The following is a 16,729-nucleotide window of genomic DNA, read 5'->3' as shown; positions in this document are numbered from 1 at the left end:
CACCCGCCCTGCCCCCGCGGACGACGGCTCCACGCGGAAGCGGCCCTCTCCCCCGCCGGAGTTCCAGGCGCTGCTCGACGAGGTGCTGCGCGGGGTGCTCGAGCGCCGCGGCACCTGCCTGAGCGTCCTCTCGAATCGCGCGGCCATCCTCTGCGCCGCCTGGAGCCCGGATGGCAGGCACCTGGCCACCGGAGACATGGCGGGGCGGGTCCACCTCTGGAAACTCCAGTCGCCGGGCGCGAAGCCCACGCTCATCCAGGAGGACACCACCGGCAGCGCCCCCGGAGTGACGGCACTGGTCTGGGCCGCGCGGGGCAACCACCTGGCCTGCTGCGGCAACGATGGCGGGGTCCAGGTGATGACGGTGGACAAGATGGAGGCCCACCTGCTGCGCCCCCCGTACAAGGCGGGGACGCGCGACCCCTGGGGCCTCCAGCTCTCGCCCGACGGGGAGCTGCTGCTCGGGCCGTACGGCAACGACGGCGCCGGCCAGGGCGACACCGCGCGGCATGCCGCCGTGCTCGGCGTGGCGCGGGAAGCGCGGGTCCCGGTGGGTGACCCCGGGCCGGCGCAGTCCCCCCGGTGCGCCGAGGTGCTGGACGCCGCCTGGGCGCCCGGTGGAGAGCGCTTCGCCACCGCCGGGCTCGACGAGGTGGGCGTCTGGCGCGTGACGCGGCGCGAGCCCCGGTACACCGTCACCCGGCAGGAGACGTTCCCCGTGGAGGGGGTCCGGACGGTGGCCTGGCACCCGCGTGAGCCGGCGCTCGCCGCGGGAGGGGCGAAGGGGGTCGTCGTCTTCCGCGGGTCCGGAGCCGAGCTGAAGCAACAGCACCTGGAGACGCCTGACGCGGTGGATCACCTGGCCTGGAGCCCGGATGGACAGTGGCTCGCGGCGGCCAGCACCGGGACCGTGCGCCTCTGGCACGCGGACTCGGGCCTTCTCTCGAATGTCCTCCACGTGAAGGACCCTTCGCCGGGAGGGCTCACGTGGAATCCCCGGCGGCGCGGCGTCCTCGCGACCTGGAGCGGCAACCTCGCCCAGGTCTGGGACGTGGAGAGCGGCCGGGTGCTGGCGACGCTCACCGGCCACGCCGGAAGCATCCACCAGGTGGTGTGGCGTCCCGACGGGATGCGGCTCGTCACCGTGAGCTCGGATGCCACGGCGCGCATCTGGGACGACAGGCGCGGCGGCCCCGAGCGCCGGGGGACCTGGGAGGAGATGGAGCAGGTCCTGATGAAGGTGGCTTCTCCCATCCCCCGGCAGGACTACCCGCTGGAGTTCCCGCTGAAGCCGGGCGCTCCTGACACCGCGTGGGCCTTCTACAGCCCCACTGATCCGAGTCTGGCGGCCATCCCGGATGCCTCGTCCCGTTCCCTTTGCCTGTGGAAGGGCCACGACCTGCGCACCGCCCCCAGCGCGAGGGGGCATGGGCTCGCGGCCGCCTGGAGTCCCAATGGAAGGCAGGTCGCGGTCCAGGACGGGCCCAGGACCTTCTCGCTGTGGACGGACTCCGGCGAGCTCAAGGCCCGCGGGAAGGAGGTGGACGGCGACCTGATGCGGTGGGTGTGGGATCCCGAAAGCAGGTTCCTGGGACTCGTCCTGCGCGACCAGCCGGGGCCCTGGTTCTGGGACCTCACGAGCGAGGCCCCAACACGCTCCCCGGGCAAGGAGAGGGGCGCGCTGAAGGACCTGGCCTGGAACCCATCGGGCCTGCGGCTCGCCACCGCCTGCGATGACGGCTGGGCCCGCATCTACGACGTCAGGAGCGGCTGCACGCTGGACACGCTGCTGTGGAGCCTGCGGCTGGTGTTCCCGGCCCGCCGCATCGCCTGGAGCCCGGATGGGCAGTTCCTCGCCACCGGGGACGCCGGAGGGCTGGTGGGGATCTGGGACTCGCGCGGCTACGACCTGGTGGCGTGCCCCCAGGAGCACAAGGGGCCCATCCAGCACCTGGTGTGGAACAGGAGCGGCTCGTGCCTCTTCACCGCGAACGAGAGCGGCCGCGGCCTGCTCTGGCGCCAGGGAAGCAGCGATGGGCGCTGGGTGATCTCGGCGGTGCTGGAGACGGAACCCACGGCGCTCCGCTGGGCCACCTTTTCACACGATGAACGGTGGCTGCTGGCGATGGAGGCGGACGGCGCGGGCATCCGCCGCCACCCCGCTGAGTTCGAGGCGCTGGTGGCGCAGGTGGCCTCCCGGCGGGTCCCGCGGCGCGTTCGCGAAGAAGGCGCCCCCCCACGCCCGGCAATGCCAGAGCCAGCGATGGCAGCGCACCCACCCGATGCCGGTGAAGCAGACCCCGGCTCCTGGTGGAGGGGATACCCGTCCGGCAGCAGCCCCTCCACCGAGAGTCATCACGTGCAGTGAATCCGCAGTGAATCCAAGGAGACGACATGGAACCAGGACAGTTCGTGCAGCAGCCCCCGGCCGCAACCTTCCCGCTCACGCCCGACACGCAGCCCCAGGAGGTTTCGAACCTCCTCTCCCCGGACGCGCTCAAGCGGCTCCGGATCCGCTACAACAACAAGCCGTCGGACCCGTTGGCGAAGCTCTCGCGGGGCATCATCCAGGACATGTATTCCCAGTCCAGCGATCTCCTCAAGGAGATGATGAGCGAGTTCTACACCTCCCGGAAGTTCGCCCAGGTCCAGGAGTTCGCCCAGTTCGCCCGGGACCGCGAGCAGATCGTCATCGCCTTGCTGGCGGCCCGCATGGGTAACCGGCGGCTGCACCTGGCGCTCCATCTCTACTGGGGCCTGATGGTGGGCCTGTCTCCCGCGGAGATCGCCCACCGGCTGCTGTTCGTCAGCTTCTACAGCGGCATCGACACCCTGACCTCGTCGCTCGAGACGTTCAGCGCGGTGCTGAACAAGCTGCAGGAGCTCGCGAACTCGGCGAAGTCGGACGAGGCGCTGGAGCCGCAGGTCGTCCTGGGCGAGCTGAAGGCGCTGTTCCCCTGAGCTCCCGGCAAGGAGAAGACCTGCGCGTCCGTGAAGTGTTCGACCGGTATTACGAGTGCATCAATGCGGGGGACGGGGATGGCTGGCTGGCGCTCTTCGCCGAGCGGCTCCTCAAGGAGGAGCCGTTTCCCGGTCACATCGAAGACCTCCTCACCCAAGGCAACCAGGGGGTGTGAGTGACGGGGCCTCCTGTCAGGCGCGAGTGTCCTAGAGAGCGATGAGCCCTTCCTCGATGGCCAGGGTGCGCAGCTGGGCCTTGAGCCGCTGGAACTGCTGGCGCAGCGCCGCCGCCCTGCGGGCCTGCTCCTCGGCCGTCATCGACTCGTTGGAGTCCGACATCGCGCGCACCACCTCCGGCCAGGGGAGCTTCTGATCCACCCGGAGCATCAACAGCTTCTGCTGCTCGGGGTCCAGCCGCTGGCAAAGCGCGCGGAAGCGGTCCTTGACGGTGCTGCGCCGCCAGGGGCTCGTGGTGGAGCGCCGAGGCGCGGAGATGGCGGAGATGGCGGAGATGGCGGACAGGCTGACGTGCCGGTGCCGCGCGGCGGGCGCGTTCAGCAGCTTGAAGCAGACGTTGCGCGCGATGCGCTGCGACCAGGTCCGGAAGGAGCTCTCCCACCGGAACTCCGGCAGACCCTTCAGGAGGCACTCAGCGAAGAGGCTGAAGGCCTCCTGGGCCTGGGTCTCGTCCCGAAGGATGGCGCTCATGAGCCGGCGGAGCTCTGGCCCGTAGGCGATCATCGCTTGTTCGACGGCGCGGTTGTACTCACCCCGGGCGCAGAGCGCCTGCAGGTCGTCTTCCCATTGTTTTCTTTCATCGATTTGCACGCGAGGTCTCCTTCTTCTCTCAATCCTTCTCAAGAAGATGGAGATGGAGTGCCGAGCGCGCCGTTGTGACGCGCCCCGGGACCGCCTTGAACCCGCGGCTCGCCGGCCATCACAACGCGGGCGTCGGGGGTCTACTGAGAGAGGGATGGAATTTAGTTCGGGCCATCACCTCGCGAAAGGAAGACCCCGCCATGAGCACCATTCTCCTCGTTGACGATGAAGTCGAACTCCTCGATCTCTATTCCGACATCCTCGAGTCGATGGGCCACGACGTCCTTCGAGCGGGCGACGGCCTGCAGGCCCTGGAGGTGGCCCGGCGGCGGCATCCGGATCTGGTGGTGACGGACAGGATGATGCCGCGCATGGACGGCGTGGCGTTGTGTAGCGCGCTCATCCAGGTGCAGGAGCTCCGGGGCCTCCCCATCATCATGCACAGCTCCTCCGACGATCCCCACGCGCCCGGTGTCGTGGCCTTCCTCCCCAAGTCCGGCGATCTGGAACGGTTCGAGGAGGTGGTGACGCGGACGTTGGAAACCGCGCGGCGGAGGTCGCGGCAGGCCGGCCCCCCTTCGGCTGGCCGCCTGTTTCTCGGGCCTCCGGACTGTGGGGCCCGGGGACCGCGTGGGTGCGCCTTTCCGGCTTGAAGCCGCCCTGGCGGGCCCCGCGTTTCACGGCTCAAGCGGACAACCCGAATAGACAGACATCTGTTTCACCACCCAAACAACAGCGGTGATTCCGGGGCTGGCGGCACGCGGATCACTCCTCCCCTCCCCTGGACAAGGAGGTTCAATTTTCTTATACAGCTACAATCCACTCAGCCAGGACCCCCGGTCGAGTCGGCGGCGGCGGCCCCCGTCGTTGAAAGGCACTTCCATGTTTCATCTGCGATGGCTTTCCCTGTGTATGGGAGTCCTCCTGCTATCCGGCACCGCGTCAGGCATGTCCCTGGCGGATGGGAAGTTCTTCATCCACGGATATGGGCACCTGAGCACCGGCAGGACCTGGGAGAACGTCTACCTGAGCGGCGACGATGATCTGGGACTGCATGACGTGGGCAGCACGCTGCTGTTCCGGGCCCTCCCCATGGAGCGCCTCGTCGTCAACACGCAGTTCTCCTTCGAGAAGGAGCACGGTCAGGCGCTGGAGCTGGAGGTGGACTACGCCTTCGCGGAGTACGCCTTCTCCGACAAGCTCCGCCTGCGCGTGGGCCGCAACCAGCTCCCCCTCGCGCTCTACTCGGAGATCTACGACGTGGGCACGCTGCAGCCCTTCAACGCCCTGCCGCAGGGGACGTACGGCCCCACGTCGATTGGCGTGGAGAACTACAACGGCCTGGGGCTCACCGGCCGCATCAACCTGCCGGGCGAGTGGATGGTGGAGTACGACGCCTACGGGGGCTTCCTCGACCAGAAGGACCCCCTCACCCAGGACTGTGACGACGCGGAGGGCGGGCTGTGTGTCATTGAATCGCAGATGGCTGGCGGGCGGCTGGCGCTGTGGGCGCCGCTGGAAGGGCTGCGCTTCACCACATCCGGGTTCGTGTCCCGGAACCCGGAGGAGAAGGTGCAAGGCGAGCACGACGTGCTGGGCGTGTTGGGCGTGGGCGCCGAGTACCTGGGCGAGTCGCTGTGGCTGCGGGCCGAGTTCTTCAACCTGTTCGCCGAGGAGACCCAGGCGCGTACGGGCTACCTGGAGGCGGCGTACTTCGTCACCCCGCACTGGCAGGTGGCCGGACGCGTGGAAGGCTCGCGCACCTGGGTGCCCAACACCGTGTCCGCCGGAGCGATTTCGTACCTGCGCCACCGCGAGGTCGCCGTGGGGCTGAACTACTGGTTCGACCCCCACCTCGTCTTCAAGGTGTCGTTCCACAACGTCATCGGCAACCGCTTCGCCATGCCCGAGCCCACCGACGACCTGGCGGCCCTCCTCCACCCGAAGCACCACACGCGGCTCGTGTCCCTGGGCACGCAGTTCAGCTTCTAGGCCCCGCCCCCTTTGGAGACGCCATGAGAACGCTTTCCCTGCTCCTGCTGTGTGGGTTCCTCGGGCTCTTCGCCGGACCGGCGCAGGGCGCCCCGTCGGCGACCTACAAGGTCGTGGTCCATCCCTCCAACCCGGTGATGGAGCTGAGCCGCGCGCGGCTGTCGCAGCTCTTCTTCAAGAAGAGCACCCAGTGGGACTCGGGCACCACGGCGATGCCGGTGGACCTGAATGACAGCTCGCCGGTGCGCGCCGCCTTCTGCGACGAGGTGATGAAGCGCTCGCTGCCCGCCGTCCGGGCGTTCTGGCAGCAGCGCATCTTCTCCGGCCGCGACGTGCCGCCCCCCGAGCTGCCGTCCGAGAACGAGGTCCTCGCCTTCGTGCGCGCCAACCCTGGCGCCGTGGGCTATGTGCCCGCGGGCACCCCTACCCCTGGGGTGAAGGTCATCACCATCCTGGACTGAAAGAGCGAGCCCGGCGCCATGCGATTCAAGCACAAGGTCCTGCTGCTCCCCGTCCTCGCGGCCCTCTTCCTGGTGGCCATCATCGGGCTCTCGGAGCTGCTCGGGCGCAGCACCCGGGGGCACCTGGAGCGCATCGAGAAGGGCTATGTCCCCGCGGTGCTGCTCAGCCGGGACCTGGACGTGCTCCTGCAACAGCTGCAGCGGGGCCTCCAGGACGCGGTGGCGGCGGAGGACCTGGAGCAGCTGGCCGAGTCGGACGCCATCGCGAAGCACTTCCTCCAGCGGCTCGCCGAGGGGCGCACCAACCCCGCCATCGCCCCCGGGCGCCTGGACGCGTTGGAGGCGCAGCTGCGCGACTACATGGCCTTCGCCCGCGACACGAGCGAGCGGATGATCAACAAGGACGCCCAGGCCGCCGCCCGGCTCCCGGAGATGGCCGCGCGCTACAACCGGGTGCGGGACGCGCTGACGCGCGCCACCGAGGAGGATCAGCGGGAGATGGGGGCCTCCTTCGCCCTCATGCTGGAGGAGCACGACGGCTCCCAGCGGCGCTTGGTCCTGCTGGGGCTCATCCTGCTGGGCGTGCTCGCGTCGCTGTCGGTGTGGCTGGTGGCGCAGGTGGCCCAGCCCCTCCTGCGCCTCACGCAGGTCGCCTCGCGCATCGCCACCGAGGGAGACCTCACCCAGGTCATCCACATCCAGTCCAAGGATGAGATTGGCCTGCTGGCCCAGAGCATCAACCACCTGGTGCAGCGCCTGCGCACGATTCCCGTCACCCTCCAGGAGACGCTGAAGGAGCTGGCGGGCAGCGTCGAGGGGCTGACGCACATCAGCCGCGAGCAGTCCCAGCAGCTGGCGCTCCAGTCATCGAGCATCGAGGAGGCGAGCATGGCGATGCGGGACATCCAGGAGCGGTCGCTGGACGCCTCGCGGCAGGCCAACACGGTGCTTCAGGTCGCGAAGCGCGCGGAGGAGACCAGCCTGACAGGTCAGGCGCGCCTGAGGCAGAGCGGCGAGGCGCTGGGGCACCTGCGCGCCCAGGTGGGCGAGCTGATGCCGGCCATCGCGCGGCTCACGGAGGGCTCGCGCAAGGCGTCCGCCATCCTGCAGACGGTGAAGGGCCTGTCGGATCAATCCAACGTGCTGGCCATCAACGCGGCCATCGAAGCGGCGCGCTCGGGCGAGCATGGGCGCAGCTTCGCGGTGGTGGCCCGGGAGATGCGGTCGCTGTCCCAGCAGTCCCAGCGCGGCGCGCAGAGCATCAGCGGCCTGCTGTCGGAGATGAGCACCTCGGTGAGCGCCGTCACCGCATCCGTGGAGAGCACCCACCAGAAGATGGCGGAGGGCATCAGCGAGGCGCTCTCGTCCGGGGAGAGCCTCCAGGAGCTGACGGAGGCCGTGCGGGACAGCAGCAGCGCGGCCCAGGACATCGTGAGCTCCTTCACCCAGCAGAACGCGGGCATCGTGCAGATGACGGCGGTGGTGACGGACTTCTCGCGGATGATGAAGGACAGCGTGCAGGCCAACGAGGACGTGGAGTCCGCCATCCAGCGGCTGGAGGTCGCCTTCCTGGGCATCCAGGGCGTCGTGAGCGGCTTCCGCGTCTAAGCCACCCGGGGTAAGTCCTGTCAGAGGGTAGTGCAAGGCGCGAGAGCCTGAAGCCGTCCGGTCTGCTGCAACCGGTGCAGCAACCGGATGGCGTCCGGGTAGAAGGCTTCGCGCTCCTCGGTGAGCATCTGGCTGAAGTAGATGTCCTTCAGGTGCTCCCAGTAGCCCTCAATCCAGTTGAGGGTCTCTGACGTGTACCTCGGTAGCCAGAAGGGGCGCACCCACGGCGCAGCTTGCTCAAGGGCGGCCTGGGCGCGGCAGGCTGTGAAGGTGTTCCCGTTGTCGAGAACGAGCACGATTCGTCTGCCGTGCGCCTGGCGTGCGCTACCAGCTTCTCGAGCAGCGGTGGGAAGAGGCTCGAGGTGACTCGGTCCGGCTGGTGCGTGAAGAGGAAGTGCTGGTCCGGGTAGCGAAGTGCGCCCACCACGCCTACCCGCACGTTCTTGCCCGGAGTGGGTAGCCACAGGCGGCTGCCCTTCCTCTTCCACATGGAGCGCGTGACGGGCAGCAGGTCGAAGCGGACGCCGTCGGCGCACCACAGCTCGAAGTCCGCTCCGGGATTCAGAGCCATTTTCCGCAGGGAGTTGAGGCGCCTTTGGGCGCGCGCTTTTTTCCTCCTCGTCTGCCAGGTGCCGGCTGGTGAGCTTTGCCCGCCTCCAGGCGAAGCCATGGCATCGCAGCAACTCGCCCACCCACCATGCGCTCACCTCCACCCCGGTGCGCGCCTTGAGGTAGGCGGCCAGCCGCCCACAGGTCCAGTGTGCGAAGGCGAAGCCCAGATGGCGAGGGTCCGCCTCCACCGGCTGCATCAGCAGCCGCAGGTACTCCGCGGTGACGCGAGGAGGCCGGCGCGGACGAGGCGCATCAGCCAAGCCCTTCAGGCCGTGCTGACGCCACCGCTCTCGGCAGCGGTGCACCGTTTACGAGTACATCTTCGGATTCGACCTCGGAATCGATTTCCTGCTCTTCAGCGAGACGGTCAAGCATAGAGGCCCGGTGCTCCCGGGCCGGCCCTTGACCATGAGCGCGTTGGGCTTTTGCCTCACGAGACTGATGGTCCTGCTATACTTTGGACGTCCGGAAGGAGGGACACCGGGCACCAGTGATCTCCAGGTACCCGACGAAGGCAACGCATAAGAGGGATCGGGGCCCTGTTGAGAGGGAGGGAAGGTGCAGAGGGTTCGAAGAAGGCTACTGACGGCGCCGCCCGAGCGATGCTCCCGGCCGATGGACAGGCCGTCTGAGCCTCTTTGGAGTCCACGCCTCCCCAGACCTCGCTCCCATCAGGTGCGTGGCAGGGACCTGGACCTCTTGGCGGTCTTGAGCCGCCGCCCCCGGCCTGGGTGGCCCTTGTGCCGAGGCCCACCTCGCACATGCAGTGGGCAAGCCCAGGTGCTTACGCACGGCATGGCCTGGAGTCGATGGCGACACCACTAGGCCGTCCCCATGAAGCTTAATACCGGGTGCAGCAAGGATTTTTTATCTTAGCTATAAGGCAACAGGCCTTAGTAAAGGTCAGGCAGACTCGGCTTAGGCGTATGACGCAACAACCGGGGACCAGGAAGCCGAAGTGGATGTCGTTCCTGCGCTCGTATCTTGACGCTCATCGTCATCACTTGGTCCGATTCATGTTGCATCAATGGGCCTCTAGAAATGGGGCTACTTGGCATGCTGCTAGGGCTGCCCCATCTGAAGCAGGCATTCTCCGCAAGAGCCGGCGTCCCGCAGAAATGCAGCGCACGCTCTAAATAGCGCACAACAATCTAATTCACAGGTAGGTCCACAACAATGGAACTCCCCAAAACACTCACAAGTCACGCACAGACAGGGCGCGTAGTGCTCTTCTTGTCTGCCGCCACTGAACTGGCACTCCGTACGCCTCAAGGACTGCAGGCTCCAAGTCTAGCCGACTTGTCGCGATTAATTGCCAGTAACTTCCTCGATCCGTCTTTCGTGAACCGTCCGCTGGATGAAATCATCGATCTTGCCGCCTCCGAATCAGGCTTGCCTATGGTGCAAGAGGTTCTCGCTACCCCCTACAAAGATCTAGAGCCAGACCCGGCGCATCTGCTCCTGCCGAGATTGCATTGGGCCGCGATAGCAACCACATGCATTCACGTTGGAGTAGAACGAGCCTATGACCGCGTGGCCGACAAGGTCCAGCGCTGTGTACCATTTATACGAAATGGACAGTCGGTGGAAAAGGGACTTGGAGCGAGCGATGCGGTAATGCTCCTTAAGCTGCACGGCTGCGTTACAAGCACCCGCAATCCTGAACTCCCGCTAATAGTTACGCCAGAGCAATACTCGACACACAAACGCAATCGGATTCATCTTTTTGAGCGACTGGAGTCTTTGGCCTATGAATACCCAATACTGCTAGTCGGTCGCTCACCTAGCGACCCAGACTTACGAGCGACGCTTGTTTTCCTAGCCAATCTCCCTCATCCAAGGCCCCGATCATATCTCGTGCTCGAAGAATTTTCGTCTGCAGATGAGCGCATGTGGGGGTCAAAAAACATAATATGTCTGAAAGGCTCACTACTAGAGTGCCTAACTGCACTCGATCAAAGCGTATCACCGGCTTTTCGCAAGCTAGCATCGCTGGCAACGCCCGACGCAACACCGCTAACTCGACGATTCCGTGTGCAAGGACGATACACCCCCAGCTCAAGTCTTACGGCTTTTTTGGAAAACGACGTTGAGTTCATTCACGAAACATTCGCAGGCGGAAACTGCGACCCCAAGGCTTTTTACAAAGGCTACTCCGCTGACTGGGGGCCCATTGAAAGTAGCCTTGACGTTCGGAGAACTATTGCCGACGACATAGCGTCGGAAGCCTTCTTCGACGAAGAAGACGAGTCTACTGATAGGCAAAAGTTCTATTTGATTTCAGGGCACGCGGGCTCCGGAAAATCCGTGCTACTCAGAAGACTCGCTTGGGATGCCGCCAAAGAGTACAACAAGCTATGTCTGTTTCTTCGTTCATCTGCGGCGCCTCAATTTGAACCACTCCAGGAACTGTTTTCCGCCTGCAAAGAACGTGTTTTCCTGTTTGTCGACCGCGTGGCCGACTGTATTTCCCATGTGGAAACTGTTCTGCAGCGCGCTCGTGCGGAAGGCGTTGCAATTACTATTATTGGGACTGAAAGAAGTCACACATGGAGTGTTCTATCTGACCGCCTTGGAACTTTACTAAGCGGCGACTTCGAGGTTCCCTACCTTGACTCCAAGGAACTCGACGACCTTATTGCGCTCCTCGAGGCGCATGACTCCATTGGAAGCCTTGGCGGCCTTGAACGCACTCAACAGCGTGAGTCGCTAGCAAAGAAGTCCGGGCGCCAATTGCTAGTTGCGCTTCTTGAGGCAACCCTAGGGAAACCGCTTTCAGATATTGTTCTAGATGAATTCAAATCCATCGAAAACAGCAATGCTCAGTCGCTCTACATAACAACCTGCATCCTACATCGACTCAATGTTCCAGCTCGCGCAGGCTTAATATCTCGCGTTCACGGAATCCCATACCACGAATTCGCCGAGAGGCTTTTCAAGCCACTAAAGTATATTGTATTCCCAGAAAAGAGCGCTCGAATCCAGGATTACGAGTACCACACTCGTCATCCTCTTATTGCGGAAATTGTCTTTGAGCGAGTCCTTGACAACTCACAAGAGCGGTTCGACGAATACGTTCGAATTCTCGGGGCTCTAGACATTGACTATATCACAGATCGCGACGCGATGCGCGGACTGACTGCTGCTCGCGAACTGGTTAAATTGTTCTCCGACCTAAGCATGATAAGGCAAATATATGCGACTGCGCATGCACGTTGCCCCAAAGAGGCATTCCTCTATCAACAAGAGGCAATATTTGAAATGAACTGCGGGGAAGGGCACCTTGATGTTGCGGCAAGGCTGCTTAGACATGCGAAGGATTTGGCGCCGTGGAACAGAAGTATAAGTCACTCATTGGCAGAACTCAGTCTGAAGCGAGCGGAAGCATCAGACAATCGCATCGAGCGCACGAGATTTCGTCAGGAGTCAAAGCGGATTATCGCAGAAGGAAGAAACCATGGTCCCGGGACTTCGGTCGACACTCACACGTTATTGAAAATTAATATTGATGAACTCAAGGAGGGGTTTGAGGACGCAGACCCCCCGGCGCTTGAGCGCAAGATTAAAGAATTGGAGCGAATGATCTCAGAGGCACATCAGTCATTCCCTAATGACTCTTACATCTTAGACGCCGAGGCTAAGTTTCTGGCTGCCATGGGGGAAAGCCCGCGAGCTCTTGCGGCCCTTAAGAAAGCATTTCAAGCCAATAAGCGCAGCACATACCTTGCCCTTACACTGGCCAAAACCTTGGAGCGCCAGGAGGACCGTACTGCGGCGGTTAAAGTATTGAAGGAGGGGCTTGAGTCAAATCCTCTGGACAAGGATATTCATTTTTCGTTGGCGAGAATTCTCCTTGCCTCAGAGTCTGATGAGTCTGCGAGTGTGACATATCATCTCCGGCAATCCTTTACTGCGGGCGACAGTCGACATGAAGCTCAGTTTTGGTATGCGAGACAGCTATACCTTAATGGCGACATAAACGCTTCATACTCGCTGTTCCGCCAACTTCGTGGCACTGCAGCTGCACAACGCAGAGCTATTCGTGCAAAGTTGACTGGGGTAGACGGGGTCATATTGAGATTGTCGGGAGCCATTGTTCGCTCAGAAGCATCGTCTGCCAAGATCCGTCGGGATCAGTTCGGAGACGTTTTGGTCGCGCGCGCTTCAGATAGTCCCGGATTCAATTGGCGGCAACTAGGTTCAAACACTAGAGTGACGTTTGAAATTGGCTTTAGCCTCGCGGGTCCGACAGCAGTGTGCCTTCGTCTCGAATCGCCACGTACAAGTGCGACAGGCGCGCCCGGGTTTCAGCAAGGTCCCAAGCGTGAGCCCGCTGACAATACAGGCACTAAGCCGTCCGCAAAGAACGTGCCACAGGAAAACGTTCTCGCAACGCCTGAGTATTCGCATGAGTCTCCCAAGAACCCTTTTCCTGCCGACGTCTCTCCATCGGGGTCGGGAAAGTCGCACCTATCGGGGGCTTCGCAAGTCCAATGGCGACCAAATGATATTGTGACTGCTATGTCACCCAAGGCCTGGCGCGGCCTATATGTCATTGGCAGCTACGATCGAAGAATTACGCTATACAATCAGCAAGTTCGCGCCCTCACATTGACCAGATGTCTTTTTAATACTGGCGTCCTCAATAAAGGAGCCAAGGTCGCTGTCGTCGGAGGAGGAGCGGCGGGCATGACTTGCGCCATCGCTGCTGCATGCGCGGGTGCTCAGGTGACGTTGTATGAGACAGCGCCTGTGTTGCTTCCGCGCCAGCGACCTGCCGCGCACAGGTACCTTCATCCACATATTTACGACTGGCCTGCAGACAATAGTCGCAAGGACCAAGCTGGCCTGCCGCTGCTGGATTGGACGGCCGGAACCGCAGACGCCGTAACCAAGCAATTAATTCAAGAATTTGAAAAATGGAAGCACCTACTTAGCTGTGAACTGCGGCTCAGCCATACCGTCACCTATCTTGAGCAAATCGCGGGTAAACCTGGAGATCCGCTAGTTCGGCTGCGGGCAACAGGGCCAATGGGCGCACTGGTAAACGAAGAATACCACGCAACTATCATAGCAGTCGGATTTGAGGAGGATGGTGCCCCTCAGGGTAGCAGCACACGTATTCCAGGCGACAACACCTTCTCTTACTGGGTTCCTGATGGTCTTTCTCATATTACTGGGACGCGAGGCACCAAACAGCGAGTTTTGATTTCGGGTACGGGAGATGGTGGGCTAATCGATCTCGCTCGAGCCTGCATTGCGGACTTCAAGCATGATTTGATGCTCGAAATGATAGCAGGGTCCCCTCATGCATACCGATTGGCCCAAGAGATTGCAAAAATCGACCTACAAACACGGACCGAACAGCAACGCTCGGTGGGAACTCCAACATATCTCTACAGCAAGTACTCGGCGCTAGAGTTCTCACAAGAAACGCTTCAGTTGATTACCCAGCTACCTCAAAGCCACACTGAAGTTTTTTTAAATTACCATGGCCCATCAGTCTTCACCCTCAATTCGGCCATCATCAACAGATTGATTGCACTAATGCTTATTAAGTCATCTCGCGTCTCTCTGGTCGAAGGCAGAGTGGTGCGAATCGACCAGCCTTCTGGAGCGAAGCAAGTGGTTTTTGCGCATGACGATGGCAAAGAAAGTGTATTGCCGTTCGACCGGATTGTCCTTCGCCATGGCCAGGATGGTCAGTATATGGAAAGACTATTTCCGAAGATTCATGAATGCTGCCGTGAGCTTGGAGGTAGGCTTGCGGAGTTGGGCATTGGTGGCACTATCGATCAATCCACATTGGATTTCTTTGAGCAGGCTAAATTGAACTATCCGCCAGACATTTGACAGGGATTTATTTTAGTTGTGCTTGGATCGTGTCTATCTGGGATAGAGGCGGGAGCGTTTAGCTGGAAACGGCGGTGTAGCCTCAGTGCCAAATGCACATGGGTCGGGTTTGAGTCGCCTTGCTGATTCACGGCTCGGATGAATCCGTCGGTGGTCGCGGGTTGAATCTGTATGAGCCGGCTGGAGCTGAGTGAGGAGCAGAGGAGCGAGCTGGAAGCGTGCTTCCGAACGACGGAGGACCGCCGATTGCGCGACAGGTGCCAGGCGGTGCTGATGACCGCCCGGAGCCGTCCTCAGCAGCAGATTGCCGAAGACCTGGGGACCACGACGCGCAACATCCAGCGCTTTGTGGCCCGCTACCGAGCTGGGGGACTGGAAGGGCTGAGGATTCAGTGGGCGCCGGGCAAGACGCCCCTCATCCCAGAGGAACTGGGGCCCACCATTCTGGATTGGATACGTCAGGGGCCCCGGGCCTGTGGCCTCAAGCGCGCCAATTGGACGCACGTGGCCCTGGCCGACTTCCTCCAGCTGAAGACAGGCATCCGTGTGCGCGAGACCGCCATGGGCGACTTCTGTCGCCGCCACGGAGTCCGGCTCTACCGGCCCACCTACCGCTTCCTGCGGGCAGACCCGGCTCGCCAACAGCAGGCCCGGCAGGAGTTGAGCGAAAAAAACTCCAGGCGCAAGCAGGCGACATTGCCCTCTTGAGCCAGGACGAAGCGAGATTTCCCATGGTGCCCACGCTGACGGCCACCCTGGGCCTCAAGGGCGAGCGCCCCGTCATCGGCACCCGCGACTGCAAGGACGTGGTGCACACCTTTGCCTCGGCCAACGTCACCACCGGCGCGGTGACGAGCCGTCTGTATGGCAGCCGCACCCGCACTCGCCGCAAGGACGGGCTGTCCAAGACGAAGCGCATGCAGGTGGCCTTTGCCCACCACCTGCTCGACGTCGCACGGGCCTACCCGGCTGCGCAGAACCGCGAAGTCATCCTCGTCATCGACAACGCGCCCTGGCACCGCGGCCGCCCGGTGGATTGGGCGCTGCGGCGCTACCCCCATCTGACGCTGTACCGACTCCCACCCTACAGCCCGCAGCTTCAGCCCATTGAGCGGCTGTGGCGGCCCCTGCGCCAGCGCGCCACGCACAACGTCCTCTTTGACGAGATGACCGAACTGCAGCACGCGCTGCGCTTGGGGCTCGGCTACTACCGTGCCCGGCCCCAAGCAGTGCTCAGTCTCCTCGGCTCTCCCTGGAACCCGACTCAATCAGCCGAGGCGTGAATGAGACGGGGGCGAAGTCGAATGTCCTCCTCAGCCGTTCCGCGAAAGTCCAATCGCAGCGTCCTCTCCTTTATCCTCTTGTTCCGGGCCGCTGCCTCAAGGCCTGCGCTCACATCCTTCGTACCTGCCTGGGGGAACGAGGAACTGCGTCAGCGTGGCCCGGCGGCCGTGAGCTCCGTGAGCACGGCCTGAACCTGCTGACGCAGCCAACCATGCGCGCGGTCGGGCTCGTGCCGCCGGTGCCATGCCGCCACGATGGACAGCGACGGGACGGTCACGGGCATTGGCAGGGTCTTGAGGTGCAGCGCCTTGAGCGCGGCGGCGCACATCTTCTCCGGCACGGCCACCAGCAGGTCGGTCTCACTGGCGAAGCGGAGCGCCGCGGCGCTCGTGGGAACGGCCGCGGCGACCCGGCGTGAGAGGCCCTGGGCGGCGAGCGCCTCGTCCACGGGGTCTCGCAGCCGGCCGCGCCGGGACACGGTGACGTGCTCCGCGCCGGCATAGGCGCGCACGGTGAGCTTGCGCCCCGCCAGGGGATGCCGCGCGCGCAGGGCCACGACGAGCCGGTCCTGGCTGACGACCTGATGATTGACGTCGCGGTGTGAAGGCGTGGCCGCGCCAAGCTCCAGGTCCACGTTCCCCTGACGCAGGTCGTTCGTGTCGGCCGCGGACTCGGCCAGCAGCCGCAAGGTGACTCGCGGCGCTTCCTTGCGCATGCGCGCGAGCAGCGGCGCGCCGATGGCCGAGGCGATGGCGTCGTGACACTGAAGGGTGAAGACACGCTCGAGCCGCGACAGGTCCAACGCGTCGCGCTGGGCGAGCACCGCCTGGGCACGCAGCACGATGGCATGCACCTCTTCGCGCACGGCGAGCGCGTATGGCGTTGGCGTCATGTCGCGCCCCGTGCGAACGAAGATGGCGTCGCCCGTGAGGTCCCGGATGCGGCCCAGCGTGCGGCTCATGGCCGGCGACGTGACGTGCATCCGTCTGGCCGCGCCGCCAACACTGCCCTCCTCGAGCAGCGCGTCCAGGGCCAGCAGCAGGTTCAAGTCCAGTTGCATGGCGGTAACTCCAGCGGTGACGACATGTAACTGGTGGTTATCCTCGCGACTGCGCATCGTCAATGCATCCACAACGGAG

The 16,729-nt window shown here is 63.4% G+C and carries 13 protein-coding genes and 1 pseudogene; 11 read left to right on the top strand and 3 right to left on the bottom strand.

Annotated elements, in window-relative coordinates; genetic code table 11:
- The 3 genes from D7W81_RS15500 to D7W81_RS42360 all read left to right on the top strand — a co-directional run.
- On the top strand, positions 1 to 2,368 hold a 2,368-nt coding region (locus D7W81_RS15500), incomplete at its 5' end, for a WD40 repeat domain-containing protein (RefSeq protein ID WP_147445500.1).
- Between the two features lie 26 nt (positions 2,369 to 2,394).
- Positions 2,395 to 2,961, top strand: coding sequence for a carboxymuconolactone decarboxylase family protein (locus D7W81_RS15495; protein ID WP_120556144.1), 567 nt, complete (start codon positions 2,395 to 2,397; stop codon positions 2,959 to 2,961).
- Between the two features lie 35 nt (positions 2,962 to 2,996).
- Positions 2,997 to 3,137: a nuclear transport factor 2 family protein gene (locus D7W81_RS42360; RefSeq protein ID WP_158621605.1), complete on the top strand. Its 141-nt coding sequence runs from the start codon at positions 2,997 to 2,999 to the stop codon at positions 3,135 to 3,137.
- A 31-nt stretch (positions 3,138 to 3,168) separates the two neighbouring features.
- Here D7W81_RS42360 and D7W81_RS15490 read toward each other — a convergent pair whose 3' ends face one another.
- On the bottom strand, positions 3,169 to 3,789 hold the full coding sequence (locus tag D7W81_RS15490) for an RNA polymerase sigma factor (protein WP_244227230.1): 621 nt from the start codon (positions 3,787 to 3,789) through the stop codon (positions 3,169 to 3,171).
- 191 nt (positions 3,790 to 3,980) lie between these two features.
- Between D7W81_RS15490 and D7W81_RS15485 the strand changes: the two genes are divergently transcribed.
- The 4 genes from D7W81_RS15485 (at position 3,981) to D7W81_RS15470 (ending at position 7,841) form a co-directional block, all read left to right on the top strand.
- The gene (locus tag D7W81_RS15485) at positions 3,981 to 4,433 is read left to right on the top strand and encodes a response regulator (protein ID WP_120556142.1); all 453 of its coding nucleotides are present in this window, start codon (positions 3,981 to 3,983) and stop codon (positions 4,431 to 4,433) included.
- Between the two features lie 259 nt (positions 4,434 to 4,692).
- Positions 4,693 to 5,772 carry a porin family protein gene (locus tag D7W81_RS15480; RefSeq protein ID WP_147445499.1) on the top strand — a complete coding sequence of 360 codons (1,080 nt, stop codon included), beginning with the start codon at positions 4,693 to 4,695 and terminating at the stop codon, positions 5,770 to 5,772.
- 23 nt (positions 5,773 to 5,795) lie between these two features.
- Positions 5,796 to 6,233: a type 2 periplasmic-binding domain-containing protein gene (locus D7W81_RS15475; RefSeq protein WP_120556140.1), complete on the top strand. Its 438-nt coding sequence runs from the start codon at positions 5,796 to 5,798 to the stop codon at positions 6,231 to 6,233.
- Positions 6,234 to 6,251: 18 nt separating this feature from the next.
- On the top strand, positions 6,252 to 7,841 hold the full coding sequence (locus D7W81_RS15470; protein WP_120556139.1) for a methyl-accepting chemotaxis protein: 1,590 nt from the start codon (positions 6,252 to 6,254) through the stop codon (positions 7,839 to 7,841).
- 20 nt (positions 7,842 to 7,861) lie between these two features.
- Here D7W81_RS15470 and D7W81_RS15465 read toward each other — a convergent pair whose 3' ends face one another.
- Positions 7,862 to 8,758, bottom strand: a complete 897-nt coding sequence (locus D7W81_RS15465; protein ID WP_120556138.1) for a helix-turn-helix domain-containing protein — start codon at positions 8,756 to 8,758, stop codon at positions 7,862 to 7,864.
- Positions 8,759 to 9,629: 871 nt separating this feature from the next.
- Between D7W81_RS15465 and D7W81_RS44395 the strand changes: the two are divergent.
- From D7W81_RS44395 to D7W81_RS15445, 4 genes and pseudogenes are all read left to right on the top strand, one after another.
- Positions 9,630 to 10,352, top strand: a pseudogene (locus D7W81_RS44395) (SIR2 family protein); the annotation flags it as partial.
- 135 nt (positions 10,353 to 10,487) lie between these two features.
- Positions 10,488 to 14,306 (top strand): tetratricopeptide repeat protein, encoded by a 3,819-nt coding sequence (locus D7W81_RS41980; protein WP_244227228.1) that lies wholly within the window; start codon positions 10,488 to 10,490, stop codon positions 14,304 to 14,306.
- A gap of 171 nt (positions 14,307 to 14,477) precedes the next feature.
- Positions 14,478 to 15,014, top strand: coding sequence for a helix-turn-helix domain-containing protein (locus D7W81_RS15450; RefSeq protein ID WP_120556137.1), 537 nt, complete (start codon positions 14,478 to 14,480; stop codon positions 15,012 to 15,014).
- Positions 15,011 to 15,589 (top strand): transposase, encoded by a 579-nt coding sequence (locus D7W81_RS15445; protein WP_244227227.1) that lies wholly within the window; start codon positions 15,011 to 15,013, stop codon positions 15,587 to 15,589. The genes D7W81_RS15450 and D7W81_RS15445 overlap by 4 nt, the downstream gene beginning before the upstream one ends.
- Before the next feature lie 149 nt (positions 15,590 to 15,738).
- Here the strand turns inward: D7W81_RS15445 and D7W81_RS15440 are convergent, their stop codons facing one another.
- Complete coding sequence (locus D7W81_RS15440; protein WP_120556135.1) at positions 15,739 to 16,650, bottom strand: LysR family transcriptional regulator; 912 nt, start codon at positions 16,648 to 16,650, stop codon at positions 15,739 to 15,741.
- Positions 16,651 to 16,729 lie beyond the last annotated feature (79 nt).

It is taken from the genome of Corallococcus aberystwythensis, from assembly GCF_003612165.1.
GTDB classification, from domain to species: domain Bacteria; phylum Myxococcota; class Myxococcia; order Myxococcales; family Myxococcaceae; genus Corallococcus; species Corallococcus aberystwythensis.
The sequence above is the reverse complement of the archived record's forward strand: the minus strand, read 5'-3'. Positions and strand labels throughout refer to the sequence as shown.

What these genes read in the sequence shown, in the direction of transcription:
- D7W81_RS15495 (WP_120556144.1), top strand. Translation starts at nt 2,395, where the DNA reads ATGGAACCAGGACAGTTCGTGCAGCAGCCCCCGGCCGCAACCTTCCCG.
- D7W81_RS15485 (WP_120556142.1), top strand. Translation starts at nt 3,981, where the DNA reads ATGAGCACCATTCTCCTCGTTGACGATGAAGTCGAACTCCTCGATCTC.
- D7W81_RS15480 (WP_147445499.1), top strand. Translation starts at nt 4,693, where the DNA reads ATGGGAGTCCTCCTGCTATCCGGCACCGCGTCAGGCATGTCCCTGGCG.
- D7W81_RS15475 (WP_120556140.1), top strand. Translation starts at nt 5,796, where the DNA reads ATGAGAACGCTTTCCCTGCTCCTGCTGTGTGGGTTCCTCGGGCTCTTC.
- D7W81_RS15470 (WP_120556139.1), top strand. Translation starts at nt 6,252, where the DNA reads ATGCGATTCAAGCACAAGGTCCTGCTGCTCCCCGTCCTCGCGGCCCTC.
- D7W81_RS15450 (WP_120556137.1), top strand. Translation starts at nt 14,478, where the DNA reads ATGAGCCGGCTGGAGCTGAGTGAGGAGCAGAGGAGCGAGCTGGAAGCG.
- D7W81_RS15440 (WP_120556135.1), bottom strand. Translation starts at nt 16,650, where the DNA reads ATGCAACTGGACTTGAACCTGCTGCTGGCCCTGGACGCGCTGCTCGAG.